At 46.8% G+C, this 16,712-nt stretch carries 11 protein-coding genes; 9 read left to right on the top strand and 2 right to left on the bottom strand.

The annotated features are described in order from the left end of the window. Positions 1-46 precede the first annotated feature (46 nt). The gene (locus EI981_RS22770; RefSeq protein ID WP_127002164.1) at positions 47-1,003 is read left to right on the top strand and encodes an acetylxylan esterase; all 957 of its coding nucleotides are present in this window, start codon (positions 47-49) and stop codon (positions 1,001-1,003) included. Positions 1,004-1,187: 184 nt separating this feature from the next. Here EI981_RS22770 and EI981_RS22765 read toward each other — a convergent pair whose 3' ends face one another. Beyond that, positions 1,188-2,057: a helix-turn-helix domain-containing protein gene (locus EI981_RS22765; RefSeq protein WP_127002162.1), complete on the bottom strand. Its 870-nt coding sequence runs from the start codon at positions 2,055-2,057 to the stop codon at positions 1,188-1,190. Positions 2,058-2,280: 223 nt separating this feature from the next. Between EI981_RS22765 and EI981_RS22760 the strand changes: the two genes are divergently transcribed. The 6 genes from EI981_RS22760 to EI981_RS22735 all read left to right on the top strand — a co-directional run bounded on the left by EI981_RS22760 (position 2,281) and on the right by EI981_RS22735 (position 12,166). Continuing rightward, the gene (locus tag EI981_RS22760; protein ID WP_127002160.1) at positions 2,281-3,237 is read left to right on the top strand and encodes a DUF1861 family protein; all 957 of its coding nucleotides are present in this window, start codon (positions 2,281-2,283) and stop codon (positions 3,235-3,237) included. Between the two features lie 160 nt (positions 3,238-3,397). Further along, on the top strand, positions 3,398-5,686 hold the full coding sequence (locus tag EI981_RS22755) for a helix-turn-helix domain-containing protein (RefSeq protein ID WP_162616251.1): 2,289 nt from the start codon (positions 3,398-3,400) through the stop codon (positions 5,684-5,686). A 247-nt stretch (positions 5,687-5,933) separates the two neighbouring features. Further along, entirely contained in the window at positions 5,934-6,863 is a 930-nt protein-coding gene (locus EI981_RS22750) for an ABC transporter permease (protein ID WP_127002156.1), read from the top strand. A gap of 29 nt (positions 6,864-6,892) precedes the next feature. Next, positions 6,893-7,777 (top strand): carbohydrate ABC transporter permease, encoded by an 885-nt coding sequence (locus tag EI981_RS22745; protein ID WP_127002154.1) that lies wholly within the window; start codon positions 6,893-6,895, stop codon positions 7,775-7,777. An 87-nt stretch (positions 7,778-7,864) separates the two neighbouring features. Continuing rightward, positions 7,865-9,388 (top strand): extracellular solute-binding protein, encoded by a 1,524-nt coding sequence (locus EI981_RS22740; protein WP_127002152.1) that lies wholly within the window; start codon positions 7,865-7,867, stop codon positions 9,386-9,388. Between the two features lie 69 nt (positions 9,389-9,457). Then, positions 9,458-12,166 (top strand): hypothetical protein, encoded by a 2,709-nt coding sequence (locus EI981_RS22735; RefSeq protein WP_127002150.1) that lies wholly within the window; start codon positions 9,458-9,460, stop codon positions 12,164-12,166. Positions 12,167-12,309: 143 nt separating this feature from the next. Here EI981_RS22735 and EI981_RS22730 read toward each other — a convergent pair whose 3' ends face one another. Then, positions 12,310-13,116, bottom strand: coding sequence for a helix-turn-helix domain-containing protein (locus tag EI981_RS22730; protein WP_227011549.1), 807 nt, complete (start codon positions 13,114-13,116; stop codon positions 12,310-12,312). Positions 13,117-13,227: 111 nt separating this feature from the next. Between EI981_RS22730 and EI981_RS22725 the strand changes: the two genes are divergently transcribed. Continuing rightward, a complete protein-coding gene (locus EI981_RS22725; RefSeq protein ID WP_127002146.1) occupies positions 13,228-15,477 on the top strand; it encodes an FAD-dependent oxidoreductase in 2,250 nt (749 codons plus the stop codon). A gap of 298 nt (positions 15,478-15,775) precedes the next feature. After that, positions 15,776-16,642, top strand: coding sequence for a 23S ribosomal RNA methyltransferase Erm (gene erm, locus EI981_RS22720; protein ID WP_127002144.1), 867 nt, complete (start codon positions 15,776-15,778; stop codon positions 16,640-16,642). The last annotated feature ends 70 nt before the right edge of the window (positions 16,643-16,712 follow it).

Raw genomic sequence — 16,712 nt, 5'->3', positions numbered from 1 at the left:
AAGTTAAGTTAAGAGAGCCGAATGTGGGGGGAAGAGGAGAGGAAATATGCCAATTATCGATATGCCTTTGGAGCAATTAAGAACCTATCAAGGAACCAATCCGCGTCCGGCGGATTTTGATGAATACTGGGAGCGGGCTCTGGCGGAGATGCGTACGGTGGACCCGCAAATTGAGCTTGTTCCGAGTAGCTTTCAAGTACCGAATTCAGAATGCTTCGACCTGTATTTCACCGGTGTGAAGGGAGCGAGGATTCACGCGAAATATGTGCGCCCCAAGCATACAATGGCGCCTCACCCGGTAGTAGTTATGTTTCATGGCTATTCTGGCCATGCCGGAGATTGGAGTGAGAAACTGGCCTATGCCTCGCTAGGATTCTCTGTGCTTGCTATGGATTGCCGCGGCCAAGGGGGAAGCTCGGAGGATGTAGGCGGGGTGAAGGGCAATACCCACCATGGACATATTATCCGCGGTCTGGATGATCGTCCGGATGAACTGCTATTCCGCCACATATTCTTGGATACGGCACAACTTGCTGGGATAGCGATGGAACTTCCAGAAGTTGACCCGGATCGCGTATATGTAGCAGGTGGATCTCAGGGAGGCGGGCTTACAATAGCCTGTGCCGCATTGGAACCAAGGGTGAAGAAACTGGCACCGATCTTCCCTTTCCTTAGCGATTACAAACGCACTTGGGACATGGATCTGGATCAGGAAGCCTACAGTGAACTGCGCACATATTTCCGTTATTATGATTTGCTGCATGAGCGCGAGCAGGAAATATTCGAGAAGCTCGGCTATATCGACATACAGTTTCTGGCTGAACGGATAAAAGGCGAAGTGATGATGATCGTTGGATTGATGGACACCATCTGTCCGCCGTCAACGCAATTTGCAGCCTACAATAAAATGAATGCGAAGAAGCGGCTCGTTATTTATCCTGACTTTGGACACGAGTATCTGCCGGAGTCGTCGGATCGGACGATGCAATTTTTCCTGGAATAAGCATACAAAAGTTAAGCGCGAAGGCAAGCAGCCTTTGCGCTTTTTACGTCCGCCTCACGATCGTACAAGCTGAATTGGTTAAACTGAAAAGTCAGCCAAGCTGCGGACGAGACTGAACACGACGGCGCTGGCGATGTTGGCCCTGAAGATCGGGAGTGGTTAGCGTTGCCCTGCTTTGTATAACTCATACCAATGGAGTGAGCTTGGTATGATGCATTTTTCGGTGGGCTTGGGGCGTTCTGCCGAACAGCTTTTTAAACGATTTATAAAAATGCCCCAGATTTCCATACCCGGCCTCTAATGAGATATCCAGTATGCTCCAGTCGGAATGGAGTAATAAATTTTCCGCATATTGCAGTTTAATCCGGTTCAAATACTGCAGAGGCGTCTCATGCTCCCATTCCTTGAACATACGGCATAAGTGGGCGTGAGATTTGCCGGATAAGCGGATCATCGCCGGGACACCTTCAATAAAGTGCTCCGGCTTTTTCATTTCTTTGCAAAGATCGAGAAACCATGCGGGTTTTTGGCTAACTCCTGGAATAACGGAATGCATTAGATAATGACTGTATACTTCTGCTAAAAGAGCTCGAAGCTCGGCCCGATACCACTGCTTCTCATGCTGGGGAATTCGATAGAGCTTTTCCATACGATGCTGTAACAGCCGCTTTTCTTGCTGGGATAGCTGGATGACGATAGGAAAAGCCGCACTAAGGAACGATTCCTTGGGAAATCCCGGACCGAGATAGGCAAGCAAATCCAGCAGCGTCTTTTCATAAAATGACAGGTTGATCAGCCGACAATCGGTGCCGGGCAATTGTTCATAATAGTGGACATCCTGCGGACGCATGAACACAAGCGCGCCTTCATTCAGCAGTTCTCTTTTACCATTAATGCAATGATAAGCCGATCCTTCAATGATGACGAAAAATTCAAAAAAATCATGGGTGTGGGGGCCTGATGTATTTTCAATCCCCGTTATATCCCTGTAATGTCCCTCCGACTCGGCGTCAATTCCTCCCTCTGCGGTCAGCTTCTGAATCTGAATGTTCATCCTTCGGCTCCCTCCTTATCTAACATCAAAATAGCATATTCTATTTAATAATGTATAGCTTATTTGGATTATATAAAGCTTGAACTGTTGGTATATTATTCGAAAGGTGTTTGTGTAAATGCAAAAATAGCGTAGTCCGTGGCTAAATATAAGTAAGATTCCGGTGCCGGTCCATGATAAACTAATCGACAAGTCACGAAGACAAACGGAGGGATAATGGTCAATGAATTTGATAGAGCGGCGAGAGCATTTTGAGATGAATAAGTCTATTTATGAAAGGGCAAAGCTTACATTTTATGGAGTAGAGGGCTACGATGTATATAATGTCTCGATTCCGTTCCAGTGGAAAGGGAGGGAATATATTTTCGGTCGAATGGAAAGACGCAGCGAATGGGCCCGCTCCTGGGTACGGCTGTTTGAAAAGACTGGCAAAGACCAATGGACGCTGGTCCCTGATTCTATGATCTATCCGTTGGAAGATCCGTATATCTGCCTAATCGGCGATACCTTGGTTATGGGCGGAACACATGTGCGTTACCAGCAAAACAGCGTCGATACGTATTTCGGATATTTTTACAAAGGTACGGAAATTTACGATTTGCATTATTTCACTACAGGACCCGAGTATATGAAGGATATACGTTTGGTTGAAATGGACGGGGGAAGGATTGGGGTATTCTCCAGACCACGGAGCGAGGAGATCCGCAGGACATTTGGCAGTGAATCGATGATCGGCTTCACCGTCATTAACAGTCTTGACGAGCTCACGATGGAGGTAGTCGAGAATGCACCTTACATCTATGGTTTATTTGAGCAAAATGAGTGGGGAGGCTGCAACCAGGCCTATTATTTAGACAGCGGGAATATTGGCGTCATTGGTCATATCTGTTACAAGACTACTGAGGAAGACGGCGGGATGAAGCAGGTCTATATGAATTTTTCATTTGTTCTGGATGTGAATCATCATGTTGCTATGGATCAGAAAATCATTGGCACCCGAACCTGCTATCCCGACGGTCCGGCCAAAAAGCCGGAATTGACGGACTGTGCCTTCTCTTCAGGCATCGTGATGCGCGAGGACGGAAAATGCGACCTGTATAGCGGCATAGGGGATACAGAGGCAGGAAGAATCGTGATTGACTACCCCTTTGCAGGTTACGGAAACATCATTTCAAAGTAATTTCTGCAGTATGATTTTAAATCAACCACCTATCCGGGCCCGGATACGAATCGAGGGAAACATGCATGTACAGGTGTGGTATAATTAACATCATTAATTACCATCAATATGAAAGCGCTTTATAATGATTGTGGCGGGTAACAACACAAGGGGGACTAGGATGAAGTATATCAGAGAGAAAATCCATTTGAGGTCGCTGTTTGTCAAGTTCTTTTTTTCTTTCGTTGTGCTGCTTGCCGCTGTTACCTTAACTATGACCGTCCTGCTGTACCATGCTTTCTCCAAGAGCTCAACGGAACAGATCAATGAAATCTCGCAAAAACGGCTGGAGCAAAGCTCAAGCATGTTCGAGTTCATCATCGATCAGGCCAGACTGATTACGCTGCAATTATCTGTGGATAATGACATTATAAGATCCATCAACAGCCGTGAAGCGGCGGGCGACTATTATCTGAATAATGCGTCCTTGAGAAAAATAAATGACCTGATGCTGACCAATAAAAATATTTATTCTATAACGTTATATAACGGACAAAGCAAAACGCTAATCGGGACGGATCGCGATAAAGCGCATGCCGAAGCCGCAACGATCGAGTGGCTGAGAGAGGCTCCCGTCCAGAGTCTGGGCCGCGCGGTTCCCCGCAAGCTGTCCATCGAGGGAGCGACGCGGTCTGTTCAGAACGTATATACCATTTTCTACTATGATAAAAATCTGGAAACCAATGATATTACTAGTGCTATTATAGTCAATTTGACCATAGACAGCTTTGTGAATCATCAAGAGGATGAGACGAAAAGCAACGATGGCCTTATGATCCTGGATCAGGAAGGTCATATCGTGTTTGGCTTCGAGGAGAGCGGGTTCCTTGCTGATATTTCCCAGCGGAATTACGTACAGCGTATTATAGAAGCAGATCAAAATGAAAGCTTTACAGATAAGATAGATCAGACCCTGTCCATGGTGTCTTCTCTTTATTCGGAGCAGCTTGGATGGTATTTTGTCTCTGTCATTCCATACGATACGGCTACGGCGCAGATCTCAGCAATTCGACAGGTGGCGATTATAACCTGCCTGGTGCTGCTTGTTCTGGCCATGGGTGTGTCTGCGCTTCTCAGCGGGCTGCTGTCTTCACCGCTATCCAGGCTTGCCCGCAATACGCTTCGCTTCCAGGCCTATACGGGGCAGCTGCCGGAAGGAAAACTTAGCGAAATGGAGATATTGACAAGATTTTATTCCAATATTGCTACACAATTTGAACAGTTGGAAGCTTCTAGCCGAAAATCGCGAGTATCACTAAAGGCTGAATACCTTAAGGAGCTGCTGCATGGGGTACGGAATCCGGAGCCGGAGGATATAGAGGAGTATAAGCTGCATGTCGATCTACTGAAAAGCGCCGCTTTGTATGTGGCTGTTCTGAAGCTGGATAACATTCGTGAACTGGCCGAACGGAAGGAAGAGATTGACCATACCATCAGCACGGTCCTGTATAGCTTCACCGAGCAGTTTATGCTGTCCCGCGTTCTCAGTGAAATGGTTAAGGTAGATCATGATATCGTGCTTATATTCAGCGGAGAAGAAGCGGCTCTGCCTGATGCCGTGATGAGCGCGATGCTGGAGCTTCAGCAGGAGGTTGCTCGCACTTATGGGATCACGGTAACCATCGGTATTGGACGTGCTGCTCTGAGCGCTCAAGAGATTAGCGACTCCTATATAAGTGCGAAAGAAGCTTCCCTTTACCGTCTTGTTCGTGGAGAGGGCAGCATTATTACTTACGAAGATGCGATATCACGGCTGAATAACGATTTTGACTATCCAAATGCCAAACAGAAAACACTTCTTGAGATCATCAAGGCAGGCAGGGAGGATAAGGTTGAAGCGGCTGTAGCAGACATTTTTGCTTCCTTACGACTCGCGCCATATCATAAGATACGGCTTTCGGTGCATCATTTATTATTTTCCGTGATTACAGCTACCTCTGCTAATCCCTCGGTTTCGACAACCTCCTCCAATTTTATTGAAATGCTGGGGAGCCTGGAGCGGAAGGAATCTTTGCAGCAAATCGAGGAGTGGTTTGTTGAGTTTATTGGGACGACCATTTGCCGCTCAAAGGAAAACAAAAAGCAGCAGAAGTCGGATTTAGCGGAGAAGATTGCCGCTTTTCTTGAGGAGCAGTATGGTAATCCCGAGCTATCTATTGAAATGGTAGCCGAACGATTTCACTACAACGGCATTTATTTCGGCAGGCTGTTCAAAGAATTGTTTAACAGTCTGTTTCTTGAGTATGTTACGGAGCTGCGAATTCGGAAGGCGAATCAATATTTGAAGGATTCCAAGCTAACGGTCAAGGAAATCGGGGAAAAAGTAGGGTTCCTGAATTCCTCCTATTTTGTAACCTGGTATAAAAAGCATACGGGTTTGGCTCCAACCGAATACCGGAAGAAACACTAGCTTTTGAGTTTGAGACGTTCCCCAGGGACGTCTTTTTTTAACGACGATTTTTTGGAAGATACTGAGGATATTTACACAGATTGAGGTTTGAAATGCATAGATCGGCATTATGTATGTTTTTTTGCCGTGTCTAACCTACTTTATTAAAAGGAATATTTAGTTTTTAAACTTGTGATTTGATATTGAAAGCGCTATATTTTGGCCCTGAGGCAAGAGAATCGACATAGAGAAAATGAGGTGTGCAAAAATGAGGAGAGCCCTGCATGTAAGGTTTACCGATTTAGTCAAAAACAAATTTCTATATTTGTTGGTGTTACCCGGATTAATCTACTTCCTGTTATTCAGTTATTTGCCCATGGCTGGTATTGTCATAGCTTTTAAGGAATACCGTATGGATCTGGGGATTTTCGGGAGCCCGTTTAATGGACTGAACAATTTTAAATTTCTAACCGTAGATACGCTTTCCGTACTGAGGGTTGTCTTCAACACTCTATTCCTAAATGTTTTATTCATTGGTATAGGTACTGCATTAGCCGTAATAACCGCAGTTCTGATTAATGAAATCCGGTTGGTCTGGTTCAAGAAAATATCCCAATCGCTCGTAATCCTCCCCAATTTTATTTCATGGGTGATTGTTGCTGTATTTGCGTACAACTTCCTGAATACGGATTTCGGCATCGTGAACAATTGGTTAAAGAACCTGGGCCTGGAAGGGGTCAGTTGGTACAACCAGGCCGGGTATTGGCCGGCCATCCTCGTGCTGCTGTACTCCTGGAAGTCGGTTGGCTTCAACAGCATTATTTACCTTGCCGCCATCACGGGAATTGATCAGGAGCAGTATGAATCTGCTGCACTTGATGGAGCGAACAAGTTCCGGCAGATCTGGCATATTACCATTCCCGGTATTTCCAAGACGATCATTATTTTGCTTCTGCTGGCTATAGGCCGGATCTTTTATGGCGACTTCGGCATGATCTATGGCTTGGTTGGCGATAACAGCCTGTTGTTCTCCACTACGGATGTCATTGATACTTACGTCTTCCGGGCGCTTCGAACCTTGAATGACGTAGGGATGTCCTCGGCCATCGGACTGCTACAATCCGTTATTGGCTTCCTGTTTGTCTATACGGCCAATGCCGTAGTGAGAAAGTATGACAAGGATGCCGCGCTGTTCTAAAAGATAAATCCAGATAGGTGTGATAATGAATGAAAACCAAGTCTGCCAGTGATAAGATCATTTCCGCTTTTGCCTATATTTATATGATTTTGTTTGTTATCGTCGCTATTATTCCATTCATGACCATTATTTCTACATCGATTACAGATGAGCAATATATTCGTGCGAACGGCTTTGATATATTCCCGCATGAAGTAACCTGGGCGGCATACAAATATGTGCTTGGAAGAGGCTCCACCATTCTGGACGCTTACCAAGTCACGACTTTTGTTACGGTGGTTGGAACGCTGTTTAGCATGCTGATTACCACCATGATGGCATTCGCCTTGTCGAGAAAGGAATGGAAGATGGCGGTGCCAATCTCGTTTCTTGTCTATTTCACCATGCTGTTTAATGGCGGTCTTGTTCCATGGTACATCATAACGACGAAGTATCTGGGCTTGCACGATAGTTTGCTTGCTTTGATTATTCCTTACACCATTAACGCATTTAATCTTCTTGTGCTGAGAAGCTTCATATCTGGCATTGACAATTCAATCTTTGAAGCCGCGAAAATAGATGGAGCAAATGAATTTCAGCTATTATTCCGGATTGCATTACCGCTCGCATTGCCCGGGCTGGCCACTATCTGCCTGTTTTATGCCATCAGCTATTGGAATGATTGGTGGCTCGGGCTTATGCTGATCAACGAAAGGGAGCTTTACCCGCTGCAACTGCTCATTCGGGCGATTACTTCCAATATTTCTTACGCGACCTCAAGCGGATCCAATTCATCGATCGCAGCTGCATCTATTCCGGAGGAGGGCGTCAAGATGGCAACCACAGTTCTGACCATTGGGCCCATCATCTTGTTGTATCCGTTCCTGCAGCGCTATTTTGTCAAAGGTCTGACTATTGGAAGTGTAAAAGGCTGAATATGGGGTTAGCCTGCGCATGTTTCTTTGTATACACCCCGAAAGGGTTTGTATAGATAGCACTCATCATAAACAGGAGGTCTGGTCATGAAAAAATTATTTGGTAAAACGTTTGGGGTTTTTCTGGCAAGTGTACTGCTGATAGCTGCTTTGGCCGCTTGCTCGTCCAATGGAGGAAATGGAGCGGCGACAAACGCTGGCCAAGAGAATGGATCAGCTCAAAGCAGCGGCACGGAGTCTTTGCCGAAAGTGACTCTGAACATCGTATATCCGGGTGATCCGCAGCCGGATCAGGATACGGTAACAGCGGCCTTGGAGAAGAAGCTGGCCGAGGACGGCATTAACGTGAAATTGAAGTATCAATACATTCCTTGGGGGGATTACTATCAAAAATTGCCGATTATGCTAGCCACGGGAAATCAAGTAGATATTATGTGGACGGATCCGGGACTTCTGGGCACGTTCGCCAAATCCAACTCGCTTGCCTCGCTGGATGAGCCTCTCTCCAAATATGGACAAGCCATCATGGATGCGCTTGACAGTAAATATTGGCCTCCGGTCACGATTAACGGTCAGAAGTACGGCGTGCCGGCAGGGGCGTTAGGTACGACCAAGGGCTACTATACGGCGACAATTCGCAAGGACTTGCGCGAAAAGTACGGCCTGCCTGAGATCAAGACCATGGATGATCTGTTAGCCTATGCCGAAGCGGTGAAGAAGAATAATCCGGAAATGATCGTATTTAACGAGCCGCCTGCCCAATACCAGACAGGGGAAGTGTTGCAAAGCACAGTTTCTGACGGCATTTTATTTAACTTCAAGACGTTGAAAGCGGTAGCTAAATACGACCTTCCGGGAACTTTGGAGGATGCGAGATATTTACGGATGCTTTATGAAAAAGGATATATCGATAAGGACGTCATGGTTGGTCGTGACATCCGGGCAGATTTCAACTCAGGAAAAGCAGCGATTGGCGGCGGGGATGTATATGAATATAACAACTATTATCGGAATATTTCCGTACCTGGAGCCGAGGTTGAGTTCGTAAAAATATTGTTGACCGATGAGCCTTATATGCCAACGACCACTTGGAACTTCCAAAGCATTGCCGCAACTTCGAAAAACATCGATAGAGCCGTTATGTTTCTGAACTGGATTCAGGAAAACGAAGATAATTACGATATGATGACCAATGGATTGAAGGGCACTCACTTTGACATTAAGGACGGCAAGATTGTTACTCCCGATGGAGTAGATGCATCGACGATTGGATATGCACCACCGGAGTGGATGTGGCAAAATCCGAAGTTCCTGAAGCCAAAGGCCACCGATGCTCCGGACTTTATGGAGCAATTGCTGAATTTCGATAAGGATACCAAACTGTTGAGTCCGATTATGGGCTTCAACTTCGATCAAACACCGGTTAAGACCGAGCTGGCTGCTCTTAGTACGATAGAGAATAAATACAAATACGGAATTGCAGCGGGCGTATTGGAGCCGGAAAAAGCGATTGCCCAATACAGCGCTGAGCTTAAAAAAGCCGGACTGGACAAGGTAATTGAGGAATATCAGCAGCAGGTCGATGCATTCCTGTCTGCCGCCAAGGAATAGATAGGAGGCTCCGTTATACCAGGAGGGAGAAACCGTGTTGATTCAATCCGAAAGGGAGGATTAGCTAACATGAGGAAAGGGAGAAAACAATGGAAGGTTCTGTTTGCAAGCTCATTGATCCTTTTGATTTTATCCGCCTTCGTGCCTGTAGCTTACGCGAATAACAATTTCAGCGCCCAGTATGTTCAAGAGAGCGCTTCGTCCATTACTGTACATCCAGGTGAGACGGGAGAGTTTTGGGTTGACCTCAAAAATAACGGCAGCGAGCCATGGCTATTCGGATGGCCAAGCAATGAAGTCGTCTTGGCCAATATGGACGCCAGCTATTCTTATGAGACAAGCTCTATATTTACCGGTTACAATAATTGGCTTACGTTCAGCAGACCGGCTGCGCCAAACTATTCCGGGATCGAAACCGGAGGTACAGGAAGGTTTATGTTCAGCTTTACAGGCCAGGAGGAGCTTGGGACAAGCAGAATCTATCTGCGTCCTATTAAGGCGGATGGCACCTTTTTGCCTGATCTGGGGATATGGTTTGATATTAATGTGGTTCCATACCCTGAATTTTCCCTGTCTGCGGGTGCTCCCGCTTCCAACCAAGCAACGATCAACTGGGTGAAGTATGAGGGGGATGATTTCGGGTCTTATAAAGTCTATAAATTTCCCAAGACATATCCGGGCCTTAGATATTACACGGAGGGAGATTGGAATAAAAATTTTCAATATCTGCCCCAAATGCATCCTTATTACCTTGATGCCACAATTACAGATGTAAATACGCTGTCCTACGTGAGTTCTCTTGAAGCAGAAAAAACATATGTCTATATTGTTGATGTCTGCGATTTAAATGGGGACACCATTGCGCGATCGAATCAGGCGGAGGTCAGAAATGTATCCAGCTATGCCGTCAAGCCTCAGGAGAGGGGTCAGAGAATTTATTATGATCCTCAATTAGGGGACTACAGGAATACGGAAACCAGAGGTTATATTGAGAGCAGTATGAGATGGAGCACGGATTCCGCCGAGATATTGCTGAGCTTGCAGACATTGCCTGAAACCTATGCGCAGGATACGACGCAAAATCTGGTTGATTTCGTAAAGGAGAGCATGCCAAGAGGCTTACCTACTCACAGATGGGCTGATTTCAGGTATGGACAGGGTCCAAGTGTGTTTGTAGATCCGCAGCTAAAGTTTGATAATGGTCTGTATTTTGTAACGGGTGATCTATCTGTTCCTCGATTAACGTTTGCGGAGAGCACTTATGGTTCCGATCCGTTGGGAGCTCTTCGCTTTGCTTATGGCTATGATGGTTTGACTCCAGTGGAAATTGCCAATCCCACGACCAGATCGGTTACCTTTGATGAAGATACCAATACAATGGTCGTTGAGTTCACTAAAGACGAAAACAATGTCCATGTGTATTTTAAGGTCCGCATTCATGGAGGTGTAGCCGAGATTGAGGGCTCCATTACGCCTACCAGCGGTTCGATTACCAATCCGCGCTTGATTGTAAAAGCGTTGAGCGACGACGGCATCGGGGAAGCGGAACTTTTCGGCTCCGTCAAACAATGGGGAAGCGATGCCTGGCTGCTCTATGATGACGGAAAAGGTTTTGTAAGGGGAGAAGACCTTGCGAAGAACAATCCGGACCGATTCGAGGGGATTTTGCAGTCCAACGGTAGCTCTTACTTTAAATACAACGGAACGATTGCCGAGGGTGAGACCTGGAGCGAATACCTTGAAAAAATAAGATTTGGTTCTCATATGCTGGGAGGAACCGCTGACAGCTATGAACCGACAGAATATAACTCGACCAAGTATGATAATTACTTGTTTGGCAGGCTTATGAATTACGGCTACCCGATCATGGGCTTAGCCTCATGGTGCAGCAGCCATCCAGCAGATAACGATGCAAGGGAAGTATTGAATCAGGCGATCGGTATTTATTATCGGAATTTAATGAATTACGGGCAGCATAACTGGGCGTCATATGATGACAAGTCGAACGGTTCGTTATATTGGGGCGAGCTGGGGCCGCTTCTTTATGGATTATCTGTTATGGCGGATCTGGACAATACAACAACTATAGAAGGAAAAACTTATGCACAGATCGCTCAATATGTATATGACCTGCTGCCTGCGGAAGCTTCCGGATTGTTTGCTAATGACAATGATGGGCTGGGGAACGTGATTTTTGGAATAAGGAAATTCAAAGGAATTGACGATCCCAAAGCGGCAAACTATGAATCTCATTTGCAGGACATTAATGCCAATAATAATAAGGGCTACTACACTACCAAAACTTATTTGGGATATAGCGACAAGCAGAGCCCAAAAGCGCTAAGCGCCTTGAGTTATTTCTTGCAGCTTCCGCAATGGGATACAGATGATGCGCTCGTTATCAGAAATGAGCTGGGTTATGCCGGCATGGGCGAATCCCAGGCCTGGGGACAAATCCTGTTCAACCAGCTGAAGGAGAGCTATGGGGGAGTCTACCCGATTCTAATAGGAACGGACACCAGACATTCCTATCAGGATATTAACCTTAAGTCCATGAATTGGGATACCGGCTCCAAGACACTCAATATGAGCTTTGATCATCCTTTTGAGGAATTGGACGTATATACGGGGCTGTCTGATTTATCGAATGTGAAGTTGAACGGAGTCTCGTTGATTCCGGGAGAGGATTATACTTTTGATACTACTACACATATATTAAGAATCATGAAGACTAGCACCGCAGGAAATAATTTTAATGTATCCGTCACAGTTCTGTAGCGAGGAGAATAGCTATTGCGGATTGATGATATGCCGTTAGAGCAACTGAAAACGGGTACAGAGATCAATTAAGCATGGGAGCTTGTAGAGTTGAACCAACGACTCTACAAGCTTTTTTTATAGGGATCATGGTTGAGAAGCAGCTAGACACGAGGCATGCTGCGATATTGTGAAGGAGGCATTCCCCGTTTGCTCCGAAAGATGCGGCTTAAGTAGAAGCCGTTCTCATATCCGCAGAGCTGGGCAATTTTCTCGATGCTAAGCTCTGTTTCCAACAGCAATTTGCTGGCTCTGTCCAGCCGGAGCCGGGTCGTATATTCAGAGGGAGTCATTCCGTAAGCTGCGCGGAAACGTCTGGTCAACTGTACCGGGGTAAGCTGCAGCGAGAGCGCCAGACTTTTCATATCGATGGGACCAAATGCATTGTCGATGATCAATTGGGCAGCCGTTCGCATCTCCACATCTGCCAGCATTCCATTTAACCCTATTTCCCTGGGCATATTCGTCTCCAGTTCGTATAAACGCCATATATCGCTTACCAGATGTTGTTTTCGCTCCATAGCGGTTTTATCCTGTTCCAATGCAAGCATCCGCAGGTAGAGATAGTTGGAACGCAGCCGCTCGATGTCGGTGATTTTCAGAGCTCCACTTAACAACTGTATTTCTTCCAGAGAGGGCTCCGCATTCCATGTGAAATGTATAAAGTGAAAGCTTAAAGGTTCAAGGGTTTTTCTATGAAACCAGGTGTTCGGAGGGCAGACCACCAAGCTGCCAAGTCCGGCTTCGCCCTGCTGATCTCCTATGCGGTAAATAAACCTGCCGTCTTCCACCGCAAATATCGTCCAATAAGAGTAGATATCCCGTTCGAGAGCAAACGCTTCTTTTTTAATCCAATATAGATGCGTTACTAGGCGGATCGCAAAGTCACTTCTCATTCCATCACCACTCATATGTGAAATAAAGTATATGTTCCATCGTAACATGATGCATGTATTTAAGGAAGTGTCCAGTATAAGATGAAATCAAGGATATTGAATACGACCTTAAGGAGATGTTCAATCATGAGAAAGGAAGTTATAAAGTCAGATATTACAGTGATTGGCGGTGGCTTGGCAGGAGTGAGCGCAGCTGTTGCCGCTGCCCGTTTGGGCAGGACAGTATCACTAATTCAGAACCGTCCGGTACTAGGCGGAAATTCGAGCAGCGAGGTACGAGTTTGGGTGTGCGGAGCTACCGCTCATGGAACGAATCGTTATGCACGAGAGACCGGCATCATGGGCGAGCTATTCCTTGAGAACCAATATCGCAATATCGACGGGAACCCATATATTTGGGACATGATTTTGCTGGAAACTGTACGCGCGGAGCCTAATATCCGCTTGTTTTTGAATACCGATGTCCATGAAGTGGAGGCCAAAGGCGATGCGGGATGCAGGATCATCCGTTCTGTTACCGGTTGGATGATGGGCTCTGAGCGGCGTATTCGTTTTGAAAGCGGTATGTTCCTGGATTGTACGGGCGATGGATTGGTCGGTTTTCTGGCCGGGGCCAAGTATCGCATTGGTCGAGAGGCGAAGGAAGAGTATAACGAGGATTGGGCACCGCAGGTTGCAGATGACATCACGCTGGGAAGTACGATGTTCTTCTATACGAAGGATGCGGGGCTTCCGGTAAAGTTTATACCGCCAAGCTTTGCAATAGATATAACGAAGACGACCATTCCATTGAAGCGCGTTATTCGCAGTGGCGATAACGGATGTGCTTATTGGTGGATCGAGTGGGGCGGGGAAATGGATACGGTTCACGACAATGAGCGGATCCGCGACGAGTTGTGGGCGGTGATTTATGGCATCTGGGACTATATTAAAAATTCCGGCAAATTCGATGCCGACAATATGACGCTGGAGTGGGTGGGCTCGATTCCGGGCAAACGGGAGTACCGCCGTTTCCTTGGCGATTATGTGCTTAACCAGAACGATATTGTGGAGCAGCGCCAGTTCGAAGATGGCGTAGCTTTCGGCGGATGGTCTATCGATTTGCACCCTCCACAAGGGATGTATTCGGTGGAAAGCGGATCTAAGCATTTGCATGCGGATGGGGTCTATCATATTCCGTTCCGTTCACTGTATTCCGTCAACGTGAACAATCTGATGATGGCCGGACGTGATATCAGCGCTTCGCATGTGGCGTTTGGAACGACCCGTGTGATGGGGACATGCGCAGTTATTGGTGAAGCCGCCGGCACCGGGGCGGCTTTATGCGCAGATAAGGGGATCTTCCCGCGTGAGCTCTACCAGACTCATATGCGGGAACTTCAGCAAACACTGCTTCGCCAGGGGGCGTCCATCATCGGTTTCCGCAATGAGGATCCGGACGATTTGGCAAGGAGTGCCCGATTAGCAGCCTCCAGCACATTGACGCAGCTAAATGTGCAGAAATCGGTTGAATCCTATCAACTAAACACCGATATCGGCTTGCTCTTGCCAGTTGATCCGGAACTGACAGGAATTGATCTGCTTGTTGATGCGGCAGAGGACACGACGCTGGAGCTGGAGCTATGGGATACTGGGCGTGGTGAAAACTATGTCCCGCATACGATGAAGACGGCGGTGTCGACTCCGTTAACGAAAGGAGTGGGGCAGTGGGCTAAGCTGCACTTACATTGGAAGCCGGACGCTTCACAGAACGCTTTTCTTATCATTAAAGCAAATGAGCAAATTACCTTGCATTTGTCTGATGAGCCGCAATCTGGGGTGCTTGTGTTCGAGAAAGGTCCACAGCCTATCGTATCTCCGGACTTCGGCGATCAACAGCCAGCTCAGCCGGTTGTGCAGTGGAATATGCGCCCGTTTGTCCGCAAGTCCATCTGCTTCCGTCTTCTCTCGCCGACACATGCCTTTGCGCCCGATAAGGTGATCGACGGTTATCATCGGCCGTATGCGGGGCCGCATCTGTGGTCGTCCGCCTCGTTGCAGGAGGACTCGCCGGAGTGGCTGGAGCTAAGTTGGCCGGCACCGGTCACCATTCGCACGGTGCATCTGGCATTTAACGATGATGTGAATGAGGATCTGATCAATCTACATCATCACCGCACACCGTTTGAGGCAATTCCAGAATTGGTCAAGGATTACCGATTGCAGGCTTATATAGATGGTGAATGGGTCACCGTTGCCGAAGTCCGAAATAACCGGAAGCGCAGAGCAGTGCATACACTGGATCGATCGCTTTCTTCGGAACGGCTCCGCTTGGTGGTGGATGCAACCAACGGTTGCCCCCGGGCAGAGATTATAGAGATACGTGTGTGCGGATAGCAGTCAATATGACTAGGAAAAAACCTCTGGAGAGGTTTTTTCCTAGTTCGCTGATGGTAAAGAATCGTTATATCGAAGATTCCCCATGAGATCGGCGGATGGACTATGTTATACTGTGGTTGTAATATGAGCCGTTTCATATAAGGGAGGACTGTCCTAAAATGTATTGCATCGCATTCATACGTATTCGTTAATGAAGGTACAGAACATCTAGATCCAGGCATTTTCTTATGAAATGCGCAGGATTATTTGTGCTGTACCTTTTTCATTACTATACGAATGAATGAGGTGCTTTTTGGTGTCTGAAAATAATAAAAATCGTCGTGAAAAGTGGCAGAAAGAATCCAACTTTTCCGCGCAGCATCTATTAATCAGCAAACGACTGATTCATGATATGATCGCTTTGGCTAAGATTAGCCCTACTGATACCGTTCTCGATATCGGGGCGGGGACGGGGGCATTAACCTATCCGCTTGCAGAGAAAGCGGCACATGTGCTCGCCATCGAGACAGATTCGGCGTTTGTTGATAGACTATTCAACAAGATGAAAGATAGAAGCAACATTCGCGTCAAGCAATCTGATTTCTTGGAGGTCTCTCTCCCAAGAAGTCCTTTTACCGTCGTTGCCAATATCCCGTATTCAATAACTACTCCGATTATGAGAAAGTTATTGGATCATCCCGGCGTTCCGCTGCAGCGAGCCGTACTGCTTGTGGAGAAGGGGGCAGCCAAACGTTTTACGGCAGTTCCTATTATAGATCCGCGCATCTTGAGCTGGAGGATGCAATATGAAATCCGGCTCGTGCGGGCGGTTTCACCTCATCATTTTGCACCGCCTCCCAAAGTGGATTCCGCCATTCTTTTTATCCAGCGGAGGGAGGATCCTCTCGTTCTTACACAGCATCTGCCGAAGTTTGCATCGTTGGCAGCTTACGGACTGCGGGATCCACGCCTACCGTTATTTGCCGCTCTATCGGGCGTGTTTACGCTTCCCCAGATTGCGAGGCTGGTTAGAGTGTTGGGGGTGAATCGGGAACATCCCATCGGGAGACTGAATGAAGAACAGTGGGGAACGGTATTCGATACGATGCTCCAGCATGTGCCGCCGCATCGCTGGCCCCAATGGGGTAAGAGCTCTAAAGGTAAATTCAAGAGAAGAAAATAAGATTCAACTGATGCAACTATCAACTATAAATTATGGAAAAATTAAAATAGTCAAAATCCCCTTGACCTTG

Origin of the sequence: Paenibacillus lutimineralis (assembly GCF_003991425.1) — a bacterium.
Lineage (GTDB): Bacteria > Bacillota > Bacilli > Paenibacillales > Paenibacillaceae > Fontibacillus > Fontibacillus lutimineralis.
This window is presented reverse-complemented; position numbering and strand designations above follow the sequence as displayed.